This is a genomic window from Pantoea alfalfae, assembly GCF_019880205.1.
Lineage (GTDB): Bacteria > Pseudomonadota > Gammaproteobacteria > Enterobacterales > Enterobacteriaceae > Pantoea > Pantoea alfalfae.
Map to the genome: position 1 here is coordinate 506,229 of NZ_CP082292.1, position 17,092 is coordinate 523,320.

Here is a 17,092-nt window from a genome sequence, read left to right on the forward strand (position 1 = left end):
TATGGTAACCCTCTATCTTGCTTCCGGTTCACCGCGTCGTCGTGAGCTGTTAACTCAACTTGGCCTGACATTCGAGCGCATTGTGACTGACGTTGAAGAACAGCGTCAGCCGAATGAAGCGGCGGAGAGTTATGTCCGCCGTCTGGCCAATGACAAAGCGCAGGCGGGTGTAAAACTGGCCGCGCAGGATCTGCCGGTGCTGGGCGCGGATACGATTGTCGTGCTGAATGGTGACGTGCTGGAAAAACCGCGCGATGCCGCCGATGCCCACGCGATGCTGCGTAGACTCTCCGGTCATACGCATCAGGTCATGACGGCAGTGGCGCTGGCCGACAGCCAGCAGGCGCTGGATTGCATCGTGACGACTGATGTGACATTCCGCACCTTAACGGAGAGCGACATCGACGACTATATCGCTACCGGTGAGCCGATGGATAAAGCGGGTGCATACGGCATTCAGGGCAGGGGAGGAAACTTTGTCCGCAAAATTAACGGAAGTTACCATGCAGTGGTCGGATTACCGTTGGTTGAGACAGCGGAGTTGCTCAGCCATTTTCACTCACTGCGTGCCGTAAGGGGTCAACATGACGGCTGAATTACTGGTTAACGTCACGCCTTCTGAAACACGCGTTGCCTACATTGATGGCGGCATCCTTCAGGAAATCCATATTGAGCGTGAAGCGCGGCGCGGCATTGTTGGCAATATTTATAAAGGACGGGTAAGCCGTGTTCTGCCCGGCATGCAGGCGGCCTTTGTTGATATAGGCCTGGAAAAAGCCGCCTTTTTGCACGCCTCAGATATCATGCCGCATACGGAATGTGTGGCGGGCGACGAAAAGAAAAATTTCATCGTGCGCGATATTGCCGAGCTGGTGCGTCAGGGACAGGATCTGGTGGTTCAGGTGGTCAAGGATCCGCTTGGCACCAAAGGCGCCCGGCTGACCACGGACATTACCCTGCCTTCGCGTTATCTGGTCTTTATGCCAGGCGCATCGCATGTCGGTGTCTCTCAGCGTATCGAGAGTGAGAAAGAGCGCGATCGGCTTAAAGCGGTAGTCGCTGACTACTGTGACGATCTGGGTGGCTTTATTATCCGCACCGCTGCAGAAGGGATTGGCGAAGAGGAGCTGGCGCAGGACGCGGCTTTTCTCAAACGTCTCTGGACCAAAGTTAGCGAGCGTAAAAAGCGCAATCAGACCCGCTGCCTGCTCTACGGTGAGCTGGCTCTGGCCCAGCGTATTCTGCGTGATTTTGCGGGCGCAGCGCTGGATCGCATCCGGGTCGACTCCCGCCTGACCTGCGATATGCTGGTGGAATTTACCGGTGAATATATCCCGGAAATGGCCGGTAAGCTGGAGCTCTACAATGGTAAACAGCCTATTTTCGACCTGTTTGACGTCGAAAATGAGATTCAGCGCTCGCTGGATCGCAAAGTTGAACTAAAGTCAGGCGGATATCTGATCATCGATCAGACCGAAGCGATGACGACCATCGATATTAATACCGGTGCATTTGTTGGTCATCGCAATCTCGATGAGACGATATTCAACACCAATGTTGAAGCCACTCAGGCGATTGCGCGTCAGCTGCGCCTGCGGAATCTGGGCGGCATCATCATTATCGACTTCATCGACATGAGCAATGAAGATCACCGACGCCGGGTACTGCATTCACTGGAAAGCGCGCTCAGTAAAGATCGGGTCAAAACCGGGATTAATGGTTTTTCGGCGCTGGGTCTGGTAGAGATGACGCGTAAGCGTACCCGTGAAAGCATTGAGCATGTCCTGTGCCAGGATTGCCCGGTCTGTAAAGGGCGCGGCACCCTGAAAACAGTTGAAACGGTCTGCTATGAAATCATGCGTGAGATTGTGCGGGTTCACCACGCCTATGATTCTGATCGTTTCCTGGTGTATGTTTCACCGACGGTGGGTGAGGCGTTAAAAACCGACGAGTCTCATGCGCTGGCTGAAGTGGAAATCTTTGTCGGTAAGCAGGTTAAAGTTCATGTTGAAGCGCTCTACACTCAGGAGCAGTTCGACGTGGTAATGATGTAACGTCAGCCCGTTATCAGGCTGAATAAACGCCCTTGTTTGGGATAAAATGCGCGTTTTAACGCTTTTATCTGAAGACGGTCGGGTATGAGAACCAACTATCCGTCGTTTACGGAACACAAGGAGAGGCGTGAGTGAGGCAGTTGCCGAGGATTTTGTTACTGCTGGTCGCGGCAATCATCGTGATTGTCGCGCTGCTGGTCAGCGGATTGCGTCTGGTAATGCCGCATCTCGACAGCTATCGCAACAACCTTCTGCAATTCATCTCCGACAAAACGGATGTGCCGGTCAACGCCAGCCAGTTACAGGGTAAATGGGAGAATTTCGGCCCAACCCTGCAGGTTCGTGACCTCAGCGTCGATCTGCATGAAAACGGCAAACTCACGATTAAACGTATCAATCTGGCGCTCGACGTCTGGCAGTCTCTGCTGCACTGGCGCTGGCAGTTTCGCGATCTGACCTTCTGGCAGCTGCATCTCGACACGAATCGCCCCTTACTCGACAACGACAAAGAGAAAAACAGCTTCCGTCCGGCGCAGATTAACGAACTTTTCCTGCGTCAGTTTGACCACTTTGATCTGCGCGACAGCACCATTCGTTTCCGTACCCCTTCCGGCCAGCATGCTGAGCTGGCGATCCCCCGACTCACCTGGGTCAATGAAGATAACCGCCATCGCGCCGAAGGCGAAGTCAGTCTGTCGAGCTTTACCGGTCAGCACGGCGTGGTTCAGGTGCGGCTCGACCTTAACGACAGTAACGGTTTACTTAATGACGGCCGCATCTGGATGCAGGCCGATGACGTCGACATGCGTCCATGGCTGGGCCGCTGGGTGCGCGACAATACCCGGCTGGACAGTGCCCGCTTCAGCCTGGCGGCCTGGGTTAACCTGCGCGATGGTGACATCTATGCTGGCGATCTGCTGCTGCGCAAGGGCGGTGCCAGCTGGCAGGGCGAAACCGGACGACACCGCATAGAGGTCGATGGGCTGACCGCGCATCTGTCACGCTTCCAGAATGGCTGGGTGGTCAATGTGCCGCAGACCCGGCTCAGCACTGACGGTCAGGCCTGGCCCGCCGGTCACTTCTCGCTGTTATGGCGTCCTGAAGATAAGCAGTTGCTGGGGCCGGATGGTCAGCAGGAGGTGCGGGTGCGCGCCACACAGCTGGTGCTGAGTCATATTGCGCCGATCGTTCCGTTATTTGCGCCGCTCTCTCCGGCCCTGTTTGAAAACTGGCAGACGCTGCAGCCACAGGGCACCATCGATGGCCTGGCGCTGGATATTCCATTACAGCAGCCTGAAAACACCCGTTTACAGGTGAAGTGGCGTGATTTCAGCTGGCAGCACTGGAAACTGTTGCCGGGCATCAGTCACCTGAGCGGAGAAGCACGCGGCAACCTGAGCCATGGTCAGGTCAGTGTGGATATGGGCGCGGCAACCGTTCCCTATGGCGATATGTTCCAGGCTCCGTTAGAGATTAAGCGGGTGACCGGGGCACTGCGCTGGCTTAAAGATGAACATGGCCTGACGCTGGCGGGTGAAAAGCTTAACCTCGAAGCGCGCTCACTCTGGGCGCGCGGCGACTTCAGCTACCAGCAGAATAGCGGCGGCGAGCCCCGTCTGGATATTCTGGCGGGTATCCGACTTACTGATGCGGGCGATGCCTGGCGCTACTTCCCGGTGCCGCTGATGGGTAACAGCCTGACGCACTATCTGAGTGGGGCGGTGAAGGGTGGCAGGGTGGACAACGCCACGCTGCTGTTTGCCGGTAATCCGGCGCTGTTCCCGTTCAAGCACAATGATGGCATGTTCCAGGTCTGGGTGCCGCTTCGCCAGGCGACCTATGCGTTTCAGCCCAAATGGCCAGCGTTGAGCAATCTCGATGTCGACCTTAACTTCCTGAACGATGGTCTGTGGATGAAAGCGCCAATGGCGCACCTGGGCGAAGTAGACGCTCACAACGTCACGGCGGTGATCCCTGACTACCTGAAAGAAAAACTGATCATCGACGGGGATATCAGTGGTGAAGGCCAGCAGATCGCTGACTATTTCGATCAGACGCCGCTTAAACCGTCACTGGGTGCCGCACTGGAGCAGCTGAAAATTAAAGGCCGTGTCGGTGGCCATCTGAATCTGAACATCCCACTGGATGGAGAGCAGGTGCACGCCCGCGGTAATGTCGATCTGAACAACAACGCGCTGTTTATCAAACCGTTAAAAACCACCATCAACAATCTTTCTGGTCGCTTCCGTTATGACAACGGCAATCTGGCCAGTGAGGATCTGCGGGCGAACTGGTTCGGGCAGCCGATGGGCGTTCGTTTCAGCACCCACGAGAACCCGGATGACTTTGGCGTTAACGTCAAACTTCAGGGCGACTGGCAACCCGCGAAAATCAGCCAGATTCCGGCAGCCGTCAGCAAGCAGCTCGGCGGGCATCTGCCGTGGCAGGGCGACGTCAATATTACGTTACCGCATCATGGCGGGGCGCGTTATGACGTGACGCTGAACGGTAATGCTAAAGAAGTAAGTAGTCACTTACCTGCGCCGCTCAATAAGAAAGCCGGTGAGGCGATGCCAGTTGCCATTCAGGCCAGTGGTGACCTGAACCATTTCGATCTCAGCGGCAGCGTCAATGCAAACCATCGTTTTAACAGCCGCTGGTTGCTGGAACCGACGCTGCGCGTCGATCGTGGCATCTGGCTGAATGATGCACAGAAAACGCCTGCGCTACCCGACCATAAGGGCATGGTACTGAATCTGCCCGTGCTGGATGGCGAGGCCTGGGTAGCGATGATGGCTGCCGGCGGTTCTGCAGGTGCGGGGACGACAGGCGGCGGCAGCGACTTCCAGACGGGTGGCGTCACGCTGCCGGGTAACATCACGCTACGCAGTCCGGCGGTCACGCTGGCGGGGCAGCAATGGCATGACGTTGAAGCGACACTGGCACAGCGTTCAGGCGGCAATGGCCAGGTCAGCGTCAGTGCGAAAGAGCTGCGCGGTGAACTGGCGATGGCCCCCAAAGCGCCATGGCAGGTGAACCTGGATTACCTCTACTACAATCCGCAATGGGAAAACGAGACAGGCAAGGGCGGCAAAGCGCCTTCTCAGCAAACCACAAACATTAACTTCAGCCAGTGGCCCGCCTTACAGCTGCGCTGTAAAGAGTGCTGGGTACTGGGCCAGAAATATGGCCAGGTCTCCGCGGTGCTGCAGCCTAAAAGAGATACGTTAGCGCTTACTAACGGAAAAGTGGATACCGGCAGCTCCCAGCTTAAAATTAACGGTGAGTGGGTTAATCGCCCGGACGACCAGCGCACCTCGCTGAAGGGCACGCTTAAGGGACCGAATATTAATAACGCGACCAACTGGTTTGGCGTCAACACGCCGCTGCGCGATGCGCCCTTTAATATTGCTTACGATCTGCACTGGCGCTCTGCACCCTGGCAGCCCTCTGCAGAGACACTGAGTGGCACCCTGAAGACCCACTTTGGCAAAGGCCAGATTGCAGATGTGAATACCGGCACGGCGGGAAAAATCCTGCGTCTGGTGAGCTTCGATGCGCTGCTGCGCAAGCTGCGCTTCGACTTCAGCGACACCTTCACCAACGCGTTCTATTTCGATTCGATTAACGGCACGGCCTGGATCGAAAACGGCGTCATGCGCACCGATAACCTGCTGGTAGATGGACTGGAAGCAGACATCGCCATGCAGGGCAATCTCGACCTGGTGAAACGTCAGATCGATATGGAAGCGGTGGTTGCGCCTGAGATTTCTGCCTCTGTCGGAGTAGCGACCGCCTTTGCGATTAATCCGGTGATTGGCGCGGCGGTATTTGCTGCCAGTAAAGTCCTGGGCCCCCTGTGGAACAAGATATCGCTGCTGCGTTATCACATCAGTGGCCCACTGGATAAACCGGAAATCAATGAAGTACTGCGTAAACCGCGTGAAACAGACAACAAGTGAATTTGACGCCGTACCGGAATTACCGCAGGCTATGATTATCTGAGCACATAATGAGTGAGAAACGATGACTCTGAACCTGGTAAGTGAGCAGTTACTGACTGCTAACGGCATTAATCAGCAGGACCTATTTTCCCTGTTAGGGCAGCTTTCAGAACGTCGTCTGGATTATGCCGATCTCTATTTTCAGTCCAGCTTTCACGAATCCTGGGTGCTGGAAGACAAAATCATTAAAGATGGCTCATACCATATCGATCAGGGCGTCGGCGTGCGCGCGGTCAGCGGTGAGAAAACCGGCTTTGCCTATGCCGACCAGATTACGCTGAATGCGCTGCGTCTCTCCTCTGAAGCGGCTCGCAGCATTGTACGCGAACAGGGAAACGGCAAGGCCCATACGCTTTCTGCCGTGATGAACCGTTCACTCTATTCGGCGGTCGATCCGCTGAGCAGCCTGACGCGTGAAGACAAAATTGCCCTTCTGCATCGCGTCGATAAAGTCGCCCGCGCGGCTGACCCACGTGTGCAGGAAGTCAATGCCAGCCTGACCGGTGTTTACGAGCAGGTGCTGGTGGCGGCCACTGATGGCACGCTGGCGGCAGACGTTCGTCCGCTGGTTCGCCTCTCTATCAGCGTTCAGGTTGAAGACCAGGGCAAGCGTGAGCGCGGCGCAAGCGGCGGCGGTGCACGCACCGGTTATGCGTTCTTCCTTGAAGATGAAAATGGCGACGTGCGCGCTGACGCCTGGGCGCGTGAAGCGGTGCGCATGGCGCTGGTTAATCTCTCTGCGGTGGCGGCTCCTGCTGGCGCATTGCCGGTAGTGCTGGGTGCGGGCTGGCCGGGCGTGCTGCTGCATGAGGCGGTCGGTCACGGTCTGGAAGGTGACTTCAACCGCCGTGGCACCTCGGTGTTCAGCGGTAAAATCGGTCAGCAGGTCGCGTCTGAGCTGTGTACCGTGGTGGATGACGGCACCCTTGAAGGGCTGCGCGGCTCACTTGCGGTGGATGATGAAGGCGTTCCCGGTCAGTACAACATGCTGATTGAGAACGGGGTGCTGAAAGGCTACATGCAGGACAAGCTGAATGCGCGACTGATGGGCGTCAGCCCGACCGGGAATGGACGTCGTGAATCTTATGCACATCTGCCGATGCCGCGCATGACTAACACCTATATGCTGGCAGGCAAATCATCGCCGCAGGATATTATTGAAAGCGTTGAGTACGGCATCTATGCGCCGAACTTTGGTGGCGGTCAGGTGGATATCACCTCCGGCAAATTTGTCTTCTCAACCTCAGAGGCTTATCTGATTGAAAACGGCAAAATCACCAAACCGGTCAAAGGTGCCACGCTGATTGGCTCCGGCATTGAAGCGATGCAGCAAATCTCGATGGTAGGTAATGACCTGGCGCTGGATAAAGGCGTGGGCGTCTGCGGTAAAGAGGGCCAGAGCCTGCCGGTCGGTGTCGGTCAGCCCACCCTGAAGCTGGATAAACTGACCATCGGCGGCACCGCCTGATGTGACCTCAACAACCCGCCGCCCGGCGGGTTGTCAGCTTTTACGGTGTTGCTGATACTGTTCAGCCACCTGTTCAAAATAGCCGGTCAGATAATCGATGCAGACCTGCACCTTCAGCGGCAGTTTATCCTTCTCGGTATAGAGCGCATACACCGGACGCGGATCGGACTGATAGTGCGGAAACAGAATATCGATCTCGCCTGCGGTGATCTCATCAATCACCCACATCATTGGCACATAAGCGATACCATTGCCCGACTTCAGCCATCGGATCAGCGTCAGCGAATCATTTGTTACGAAACGTCCCTGTGGTGCCAGGCGGGTCACCAGGCCTTCCGGCGCAATCAGCTCAAAATTGTTGTCGGGCCGTACGCTATATTCCAGCCAGGAAAAATTATCGATATCGCCCGGCTTCTCCGGCGTGCCGTGCTGGGCAAGATAGCTTTTTGCGGCACACACCACCATCGGCATCGCGCCAAGGCGACGCGAAAAGAGACTGGAGTCTTTTAATGCGCCCACCCGAATCACCAGATCCAGACCATCCGCAATCAAATCCGGGGCCGGAACGCCAGTAACCAGATTCACACTCAGCCCCGGATACTCCCGCAGCATATCGCTGGTCATACCGGCTAACACATTCTGCGCCATGGTCGAGGAACTGCCGATCCGCAACACGCCAATCGGCGTATTGTTAAACGCGTAAAGCTGTTCATGCACCTGCGTCGCCTCCGCCAGCATACGGCGGCAGCCCTGATAATAGATTTTACCCGCTTCGGTCAGTCCGATACTGCGGGTACTGCGATTCAGCAACTTAACCTGCAATGCATCCTCCAGTTTCGCGACGATCTGGCTGATGGACGAGACGCTCAGATGGAGCTGACGAGCCGCCGCGGTAAACGAACCGAGTTCGACCACTCTGGCGAAGACAGACATACCTTTCAGTCGTTCCATTATTTACTCTGGCTTAAAAGTGATTTAGATCACATTCAGTAGAAAACGTATAGTCAGGCGCGTTATTATAAGCGCGCCGGGGTATTTCCCGGTGATTCTTCATTGCCTGATACCCTTCGATGATACGCTATTATTAAGCCAGCTGCGGTTCGGATAACGCTGCCAGAGGGGTTTCCTGCGACATCTGAAAAGGCAACGAAGTATCCCGGCAAGGTCGAACTAAGGATTTGTGATGAGTGTGCTTCCGGTATTTGTCATGTTTGGGCTCTCTTTTCCGCCCGTTTTCATCGAATTGATTATTTCACTGATGCTGTTCTGGTTAGTGAAACGCGTGCTGACGCCGAGCGGCATCTACGATCTTGTCTGGCATCCGGCACTTTTTAATACAGCGCTTTACTGCTGTGTGTTTTACCTTGTCTCCCGTTTATTAGTCTGAGGTTGAAGTGAAAGCACTCATAAGAAAAATCGCGCGCTACGCGATCACTATTCTGCTGGTCATCATCGCAGTGGTTATCATCTTCCGCGCCTGGGTGTTCTATACCGAATCACCCTGGACCCGTGATGCACGTTTTGCGGCTGACGTGGTGGCGATTTCGCCTGACGTCACTGGCCTGATTACTGAGGTTCCGGTACATGACAACCAGCTGGTGAAGAAGGGCGATACACTGTTTGTGGTTGACCGCCCTCGCTATCAGAAGGCACTCGATCAGGCACAGGCGGATGTTGAATATTACCAGGCCCTAGTGAGTGAAAAACGTCGCGAAGCCGGCCGCCGCAATCAGCTTGGCACCTCTGCGATGTCGCGCGAGGCGATCGAACAATCCAATAACGACCTGCAAACCAGTGAGCATCAGCTGGCAAAATCGGTGGCGACGCGCGATCTGGCGAAGATCGATCTTGAGCGCACCACCGTGAAAGCACCCTCCGATGGCTGGGTCACCAACCTCAACGTCTACCAGGGCGAATTTATTACCCGGGGTTCTGTGGCGGTGGCGCTGGTTCAGCAGCACTCTTTCTATGTGCTGGCTTACCTGGAAGAGACCAAACTTCACGGCGTGGAGAAGGGCTTCCGCGCGGAAGTGACTCCACTTGGCAGCAACATCGTGTTGCGTGGCACCGTGGACAGCGTCGCGGCGGGTGTCACCAACAGCAGCAGCTCGGTCGACAATAAAGGCATGGCAACGGTAGATTCCAATCTGGAGTGGGTCCGTCTGGCGCAGCGTGTGCCGGTGCGCATCCGGCTTGATCAGCAGCCCGGCAATCGCTTCCCGGCGGGCACGACAGCGACAGTGGTGATCACCGGTCAGGCCGATCGCCAGCCTGAACAGGTTTCACCGATGGTCCGACTGTTCAATCGCCTGCGTGAGTTTGGTTAAGAGGGCGATATGATCGAGTTCCTGCGGTTCCCGGTAAAGCTCACCTTTGCGCTGGTGTTAGCGCTGATGGTGGGTTTTCACTTTAACCTTGAAACGCCGCGCTGGGCGGTGATGACCGCCGGGATCGTGGCAGGTGGTACGGCATTTGCGGCAGGCGGCGATCCCTATTCCGGGGCACTACGCTATCGCGGTGTTTTGCGTATTATCGGGACATTTATTGGCTGTATCGCCGCGCTGACCATCATGATTGCCACCGTGCGTGCACCGGTCGTGATGCTGCTGCTGTGCTGCATCTGGGCAGGACTCTGCGTCTGGCTCTCTTCGCTAATTAAAGTCGAGAACTCCTACGCACTGGGTCTGGCCGGCTACACCGCGCTGATTATTGTAGTAACGGCGAACGCCAGCGGCGGTCTGACGCTGGTGCCCCAATATGCGGTAGAGCGCTGCAGTGAAATCGTACTCGGTATTCTTTGCGCTATTCTGGCCGACATGATTTTCTCACCCCGTTCGATTAAAAAAGTGATCGACGCGGAAGTTGATTCGCTGCTGGTGGCCCACTACCAGCTGCTGCAACTCTGCGTCGCACACGGTGATAAGGAAGAGGTCGACAAAGCCTGGAGCGCGCTGGTGCGGCGCACCACGGCGCTGAATAGCATGCGCAGCCAGCTGATGATGGAATCATCACGCTGGAAGAACAGCAACCGCCGCTTGCAGATGCTCAATACCCTGTCACTGACGCTGATAACGCAGGCTGCCGAAACCTTCCTCATTCAGAATTCCCGCCCGGACTACATTCCGCCCCAGTATCGGTTGATGGTTGAAAAACCGGCCTCGACGGTTGAAGAGGTGCATAAGCGGATGAAAGTGATGCGCCGGGTGATTGGTGCCAGCGGCAAATCAACGCCGGTCACGCTGGCCAGCTGGGTAGGCACTGCTACCGAATATCTGTTGCTGCTGAAAGGAATCAAAAGTAATAGCCGGATCACCTCGCTGGAAGAGGAGATTCTGCAGCGCGAAGTGGTGATTCAGGCGCGTTCGGCTGAAACACATCATGCGATGATTAACGGCATCCGCACCTTCGTTGCAACCGCGTTGGGTTCACTGTTCTGGCTCTATACGGGCTGGACCTCTGGCAGTGGCTGTATGGTAATGCTGGCCGTAATTACCGCGCTGGCGATGCGTATGCCTAACCCGCTGATGATGGCCAAGGATTTTCTCTACGGCATGACGGTCGCGGTTCCGCTGGGGGCGCTCTATTTTATGTATGTTCTGCCCGCGACACAGCAGAGCGCACTACTGCTTTGCATCGCTATCGGCATACTGGGTTTTATCGGCGGCATCTTTATTCAGCGGCGTCAGCTCGGCACGCTGGGCGCGTTGATTGGTACGCTCAACGTGCTGGTTCTCGATAATCCGATGGAATTTCACATTAACGTCTTCCTCGATAATGTGCTCGGTCAGGTTATCGGCTGCTTTGTCGCGATGATGGTCATTCTGCTGATTCGGGATAAATCGAAGGCGCGCACCGGCCGCAAACTGCTGAACCGCTTTATGTATGCAGCGGTCTCGGCCATGACCACCAATCAGGCGCGTCGGCGTGAAAATCATCTGCCAGCGCTCTATCAGCAACTGTTTTTGCTGCTGAACCTGTTTCCGGGTGATATCAATAAATATCGCATCGCTCTGACGCTGATCATCGGTCATCAGCGATTACGCGACGCAGAAGTGCCAGTTAATGCCGATCTCTCTGCGTATCACCGACAGCTGCGTTACACCGCCGATCGGGTGATCTCCGCCAGCAGCGACGACAAGCGCCGTTACTACTTTGAACGTCTGCTTAAAGAGCTGGATGTCTATCAGGAAAAACTGGTCCATTACGAGGCACCCGTCAGCGTAACGGAACCGGTCAAACGACTGGCGACGATGCTGGATAAGTACCAGAACACACTCATCCAAATCTGAATCTGGCCGCTGCGACCTGCAGCGGCCAGTGCAATCCCCACCCATCACAAAATCTGTCGCTTTTGCCAACTATACTCTCCAGACGGAAGAGCAAAACTGACAGGAGCGAATCAATGAAATCACTGCAAGAGAGCGAACTGTTCCGGACCGGCTATTTAGCGGACGGTCAGTGGCATCAGGCGGCGTCCACGTTTGACGTGACTAATCCGGCAACCGGCGAGGTGATTGCGCAGGTGGCAAAAGCCGGTAAGGCGGAAACGGAACAGGCTATCGCCGCAGCGGAACGTGCCTTTCCCGCCTGGCGGGCGCAGACCGCAAAAGCGCGCGCTGAAATTCTCAATCGCTGGTACCAGCTGATCATTGAGAACAAGCGCTGGCTGGGACAACTGATGACCACTGAACAGGGCAAACCCCTGAAAGAGGCCGAAGGAGAAGTGGAGTACGCCGCCAGCTTTATTCAGTGGTTCGCCGAGCAGGCGAAACGGGCGAACGGCGAGATCATTCCGCCCGCAAAACCCGGATCCCGCATTCTGGCGACCCGCGAACCGATTGGCGTAGTGGCTGCCATTACGCCGTGGAATTTCCCGATGGCGATGCTGACCCGCAAACTGGGGCCCGCGCTTGCTGCGGGCTGCACCGGCATCATTAAACCTGCTAATAACACGCCACTCTCTGCTTTTGCCCTGCTGGCACTGGCGAAGCAGGCGGGCGTGCCGGATGGCGTGCTGAATGCGGTGGCGGGTGATACTCATGCTATCAGCGATGCGATCATGGCCAGCAAAGCGGTGCGTAAAATCTCGTTCACCGGCTCAACGCAGGTGGGCAAGCTGCTGATGCGTAATGCCGCCGAAACCATGAAGAAAGTGTCGATGGAACTGGGAGGCAATGCGCCGTACATCGTATTCGACGATGCCGACCTTGATGCCGCCATACAGGGTGCCATTGCCAACAAATTCCGTAATGCGGGTCAGGTGTGCGTCAGTGTTAACCGCTTCTATATTCATAACGCTGTCTATGATGCGTTTACTGAGCAGCTGGCAGCCGAAGTCAGCAAGCTCAAAGTCGGTAATGGCATGGATGAAGGCGTGATTGTCGGACCATTGATTGAAGCGTCTGCGGTGGAAAAAGTTGAGCAGCACGTTAAAGACGCGGTAGCAAAAGGCGGCAAACTATTGGCAGGTGGTGAGCGCCATGCGCTGGGTGGCAACTTCTGGCAGCCTACGGTCATTACCGAGGCGCATGAAGGCATGCAGCTTGCGCAGGAAGAGACCTTTGGTCCGGTGGCTGCCTGTTTCCGCTTTGATGATGAAGATGACGTCATCCGCCGCGCTAATGATACGCCATTCGGCCTTGCTGCTTACTTTTATACCCAGAATCTGCAACGGGTGTTTCGCGTTTCAGCGGCGCTGGAAAGCGGCATGATCGGCATTAACGAATGTGCCGTTTCCACCGAGCTGGCGCCGTTTGGTGGGGTGAAAGAGTCGGGTCTGGGCCGCGAAGGTTCGGTACTGGGTATGGAAGAGTATCTGGAGGTCAAAGCGCTGCACCTGGGCGGTTTGAGCTAACGGTCATGAACGGGCGGCAGAGGTCGCCCGCAGACGGAGCATGGGAGCCGTCAGCATGAAAATCGAGCGTTTTGATTTTAATGAAATAGTCGACCAGGCCCATTTCTTTCGCCAGTTCAGCGAGCGATTTGCGCTGGAGGAGCGCCGCATCTGCGATCTGGATGGATTGTGGGATGTTGTGACAGGGGATCTGTTACCGATGCCGCTGGAGATTGAGTTTGTCAATCTGGGTAGAGGACAGCGACGGCGTTATGGCGCGCTGATTCTGTTATTTGATGAAGCGGAAGAGGAGCTGGAAGGCCGGCTGCACTTTAATGTCAGATAATACATCAGATGAAAAAAGGCCCCGGCGAGCGGGGCCAAAGGGTTCGTCATTAATCTGACGAGGAATTACTTATAAAGCTGTGCGGTGATGTGATAGTTATCACCGGTACGCGCCTCGATCACTTTATAGGCGCTGGCACCCTGCTCATCCGCTTTCTGTGAAAGCTCTGCGCGGTAATCCATAGGTGATCCCGCGGTTCCACTGATGGTCACGGTACCCGCAGGCTGCAGATTCTGCGCCTGATCGCCGGTTACCAGCTGTGCGGCAGAAGCGCCGAACGCAATAACGGAAAGCAGACTGACTGTAGCAATGGTTGTTTTGATATTCATGATTATCTCCTCATTACATTCAACAACCTGCGGTTACTCGTAAGGGCGGGTCGTCGATATTTGTTATGCGCCTTCAGACGTCATCACAGTTAATTATTTATAAAGCTCAGCGGTGACATGCCAGGTGTTGTCCTGGTTGTTTTCAATGATGCGATAGTGGCTTGCGCCCTGTGCATCTGCTTTCTCTGACAGCACCTGACGGATATGCGTCTGGTCGCCGTTACGTCCACCGATGCTGATGGTCTGATTCATGGGCTGCAAACCCTGCGCCTGTTCATTCGATACCAGGCTGGCGGCGCTGGCACCCACTGAGAACAGGGACGCCAGACTAAGAGCAGCAATTGCTAATTTAGTTTTCATGGTCAACTCTCCTGAAGATTTTGCTTCAGCTCTCCGGAGCGCAAAAAGGCGCGTCAGACAGAAAGCTGCTGGCATTATTGGGTTTAGTTATACAACGCGGCGGTAGCGTGATAATTGCCGTTGTTGTAAGCCTCGATCACGCGATAGGCTTTTGCGCCCTGCTGATCCGCTTTGTCACTGAGCTTCTGTTTGATATCCATCGGTGAACCCGCGACGCCGCTGACACTGATGGTGCCGACAGCCTGCAGATCCTGTGCCTGCGCGGCATCAATAGATTCTGCTGCTACTGCACCAAATGAGAGTGCAGAGAGAATGCTTAGGGTAGCGATGGTAGTTTTTACGTTCATAGATATTTCCTCGTCGTCTATTTTTATCTTTCTAGTTAGTGTGATTTGCATCACGAAAAGAAGTATAGAACTAATAACGATAGAAATTAATACCCGGCTAATAATGTTTTTTTGTGATTCTTTATCCTTATGCCTACTTTTAATAACTTAACGTTATAAAAACAGCATAAAAAATAGCCTTTACGACGATTTTAATTACAAAAACAGTGAGATAGATCACTTTAGCGTTTAGTGCGAAACTATGAAGCGTATTGGGCTGGAGTTTGATCTGGATCCGGGCAATGGTGCCGGATCAGTGATGTAAAGCAGTGTAAAATAGCGCAGAAGGTTAAGCAGAGTAAACGAACTGACCAGGAGTCAGGTGTATTGAATCAGGCTTATCAGTATTAAACAGCGGAGCAGTGTGACGCAAAACTATGGGCAGAGAGAACAAACTGACGACCTGGGGCAGGATAGCAGGCCGTCAGTCAGCGGTCAGAGTTCCTGTTCAAACAGGTTGAGGATCGCGCTGTGCAGCTGCTTAACCGTAAAGTCGCGCGCACGGGTAATAAAGATTGTGTCATCGCCAGCGATCGTGCCAAGAATCCCATGCGCTTTCCCCAGCGAATCCAGCATACGTGCAATCAGCTGTGCTGCGCCCGGACTGGTATGAATCACCACCAGCGCATCGTTGTAGTCGATATCCAGTACCAGGTTTTTTAACGGGCTGGTGGTGGTCGGCACGCCCAGTTCAGCGGGCAGGCAATAGACCATTTCCATCCTGGCATTACGGGTGCGTACTGCGCCAAACTTGGTCAGCATCCGCGAGACTTTGGACTGATTGATATTTTCAAAGCCCTCATCCTGAAGCGCCTGAACAATTTCGCCCTGGGAACTGAATTTTTCTTCTTTTAATAAGGCCTTGAAAGCCTTGATCAGATCGTCTTGTTTCGATGGGTTTCGCATAGGTTACCAATAAATAGAGAGAATAACCGCGCATCCGCCCGCGGCAGAGTGGTGATTATGCATTTAAATGCATTTTTATGCAATCGGTCGATTGATGAGCAGAGTTCGGGCGGCTAGCGGGCGGCGATAATAGCAAATAAATTCGCTCAGACCAAAACCCCCGTCACAGCCCCGAAAGGCGAAGGTTGCAAAGTTGTTATATTATTGGTGGTGTAGTATCAGAAGTAGTAACAGAAAACGCACACAGCCGTTCTCTGTCTGACGACGGCAAAGTTGTCGGTCATTCAGGCGCAATGATAAGTAACTTTTGAATCCGGCGAGCAAGTGTGAAAACACGTAGAATTAACAGCGGATATTTATCATCGCCTGAGCAGTTGATTAAGGTCTGACACAGATAGAATTTCGGCCCATCTCTGCCCCACCTTAATAAGGAGTTAAGAATGAAAGTTGCCGTTCTCGGTGCCGCTGGCGGCATAGGCCAGGCGCTCGCACTTCTGCTCAAAACCCAGCTTCCCGCAGGTTCAGAACTCTCACTGTATGACATTGCGCCGGTTACGCCTGGCGTTGCCGTTGATCTCAGCCACATTCCTACTGCTGTAGCTATTGAAGGTTTTAGTGGAGAAGACGCCACGCCTGCCTTACAGGGTGCCGATGTGGTACTGATTTCTGCTGGCGTCGCACGTAAACCCGGTATGGATCGCGCGGACCTGTTTAATGTAAACGCAGGCATTGTTCGTAACCTGATTGAGCAGGTTGCCACCACGGCCCCTAAAGCGCTGATTGGCGTGATTACCAATCCGGTCAATACCACTGTTGCTATCGCGGCAGAAGTGCTGAAAAAGCACGGCGTTTACGACAAAAACCGTCTGTTCGGTGTAACCACGCTGGACATTATTCGTGCTAACACCTTTGTGGCCGCGCTGAAAGGTAAGCAGCCGGATCAGGTGGAAGTGCCGGTGATTGGCGGCCACTCTGGCGTAACCATTCTGCCGCTGCTGTCACAGGTCAAAGGCGTCAGCTTCAGCGATCAGGAAGTGGCTGATTTAACCAAACGCATTCAGAACGCCGGCACAGAAGTGGTGGAAGCTAAAGCGGGTGGCGGATCGGCCACGCTGTCGATGGGCCAGGCGGCTGCACGTTTCGGTTTATCACTGGTACGTGCGCTGAAGGGCGAGGCGAATGTTATAGAGTGTGCTTACGTGGAAGGCGAGGGCGAATATGCCCGCTTCTTCTCTCAGCCGCTGCTGCTCGGTAAAAACGGGATTGCTGAACGCAGACCAATTGGCACACTCAGCGCTTTCGAACAACAGGCGCTGTCAGGCATGCTCGATACGCTGAAGAAAGATATTGCTCAGGGTGAAGAGTTCGTTAAGCCGTAACTGACGGATCAGACTTGCAATAACGCC

15 protein-coding genes are annotated in these 17,092 nt (G+C 54.7%); 10 read left to right on the forward strand and 5 right to left on the reverse strand.

The features are described 5' to 3' along the window. Position 1: 1 nt before the first annotated feature. The 4 genes from K6R05_RS02475 to tldD all read left to right on the forward strand — a co-directional run bounded on the left by K6R05_RS02475 (position 2) and on the right by tldD (position 7,526). Positions 2-595, forward strand: a complete 594-nt coding sequence (locus K6R05_RS02475; protein ID WP_161735985.1) for a Maf family protein — start codon at positions 2-4, stop codon at positions 593-595. Then, positions 585-2,054, forward strand: a complete 1,470-nt coding sequence (gene rng, locus K6R05_RS02480; RefSeq protein ID WP_003855268.1) for a ribonuclease G — start codon at positions 585-587, stop codon at positions 2,052-2,054. The genes K6R05_RS02475 and rng overlap by 11 nt, the downstream gene beginning before the upstream one ends. A gap of 131 nt (positions 2,055-2,185) precedes the next feature. After that, positions 2,186-6,016, forward strand: a complete 3,831-nt coding sequence (gene yhdP / locus K6R05_RS02485; RefSeq protein ID WP_222924935.1) for an AsmA2 domain-containing protein YhdP — start codon at positions 2,186-2,188, stop codon at positions 6,014-6,016. Between the two features lie 64 nt (positions 6,017-6,080). After that, positions 6,081-7,526 carry a metalloprotease TldD gene (gene tldD / locus K6R05_RS02490; protein ID WP_222924936.1) on the forward strand — a complete coding sequence of 482 codons (1,446 nt, stop codon included), beginning with the start codon at positions 6,081-6,083 and terminating at the stop codon, positions 7,524-7,526. A gap of 33 nt (positions 7,527-7,559) precedes the next feature. Here the strand turns inward: tldD and aaeR are convergent, their stop codons facing one another. Continuing rightward, positions 7,560-8,477 (reverse strand): HTH-type transcriptional activator AaeR, encoded by a 918-nt coding sequence (aaeR, locus tag K6R05_RS02495; RefSeq protein ID WP_135907618.1) that lies wholly within the window; start codon positions 8,475-8,477, stop codon positions 7,560-7,562. A 232-nt stretch (positions 8,478-8,709) separates the two neighbouring features. On the opposite strand from aaeR, the gene aaeX reads away from it, so the two are divergent. The 5 genes from aaeX to K6R05_RS02520 all read left to right on the forward strand — a co-directional run bounded on the left by aaeX (position 8,710) and on the right by K6R05_RS02520 (position 13,705). Continuing rightward, positions 8,710-8,913 carry a p-hydroxybenzoic acid efflux pump operon protein AaeX gene (gene aaeX, locus K6R05_RS02500; RefSeq protein ID WP_003855277.1) on the forward strand — a complete coding sequence of 68 codons (204 nt, stop codon included), beginning with the start codon at positions 8,710-8,712 and terminating at the stop codon, positions 8,911-8,913. Between the two features lie 7 nt (positions 8,914-8,920). Continuing rightward, positions 8,921-9,853 carry a p-hydroxybenzoic acid efflux pump subunit AaeA gene (gene aaeA, locus K6R05_RS02505; RefSeq protein WP_222924937.1) on the forward strand — a complete coding sequence of 311 codons (933 nt, stop codon included), beginning with the start codon at positions 8,921-8,923 and terminating at the stop codon, positions 9,851-9,853. A gap of 9 nt (positions 9,854-9,862) precedes the next feature. Then, the gene (gene aaeB, locus K6R05_RS02510) at positions 9,863-11,815 is read left to right on the forward strand and encodes a p-hydroxybenzoic acid efflux pump subunit AaeB (RefSeq protein WP_161735988.1); all 1,953 of its coding nucleotides are present in this window, start codon (positions 9,863-9,865) and stop codon (positions 11,813-11,815) included. A gap of 113 nt (positions 11,816-11,928) precedes the next feature. Further along, the gene (locus K6R05_RS02515) at positions 11,929-13,380 is read left to right on the forward strand and encodes an NAD-dependent succinate-semialdehyde dehydrogenase (protein ID WP_161735989.1); all 1,452 of its coding nucleotides are present in this window, start codon (positions 11,929-11,931) and stop codon (positions 13,378-13,380) included. A 55-nt stretch (positions 13,381-13,435) separates the two neighbouring features. After that, positions 13,436-13,705, forward strand: a complete 270-nt coding sequence (locus K6R05_RS02520; protein WP_033734738.1) for a barstar family protein — start codon at positions 13,436-13,438, stop codon at positions 13,703-13,705. Positions 13,706-13,770: 65 nt separating this feature from the next. Here the strand turns inward: K6R05_RS02520 and yhcN (K6R05_RS02525) are convergent, their stop codons facing one another. The 4 genes from yhcN (K6R05_RS02525) to argR form a co-directional block, all read right to left on the reverse strand. Continuing rightward, positions 13,771-14,034, reverse strand: coding sequence for a peroxide/acid stress response protein YhcN (yhcN, locus tag K6R05_RS02525; protein ID WP_161735990.1), 264 nt, complete (start codon positions 14,032-14,034; stop codon positions 13,771-13,773). 93 nt (positions 14,035-14,127) lie between these two features. Beyond that, positions 14,128-14,394 carry a YdgH/BhsA/McbA-like domain containing protein gene (locus K6R05_RS02530; protein ID WP_161735991.1) on the reverse strand — a complete coding sequence of 89 codons (267 nt, stop codon included), beginning with the start codon at positions 14,392-14,394 and terminating at the stop codon, positions 14,128-14,130. 83 nt (positions 14,395-14,477) lie between these two features. Further along, the gene (gene yhcN, locus K6R05_RS02535) at positions 14,478-14,741 is read right to left on the reverse strand and encodes a peroxide/acid stress response protein YhcN (protein ID WP_098052264.1); all 264 of its coding nucleotides are present in this window, start codon (positions 14,739-14,741) and stop codon (positions 14,478-14,480) included. A gap of 474 nt (positions 14,742-15,215) precedes the next feature. Beyond that, a complete protein-coding gene (gene argR, locus K6R05_RS02540) occupies positions 15,216-15,686 on the reverse strand; it encodes a transcriptional regulator ArgR (RefSeq protein WP_013359192.1) in 471 nt (156 codons plus the stop codon). 440 nt (positions 15,687-16,126) lie between these two features. On the opposite strand from argR, the gene mdh reads away from it, so the two are divergent. Further along, the gene (mdh, locus tag K6R05_RS02545) at positions 16,127-17,065 is read left to right on the forward strand and encodes a malate dehydrogenase (protein WP_161734944.1); all 939 of its coding nucleotides are present in this window, start codon (positions 16,127-16,129) and stop codon (positions 17,063-17,065) included. The last annotated feature ends 27 nt before the right edge of the window (positions 17,066-17,092 follow it).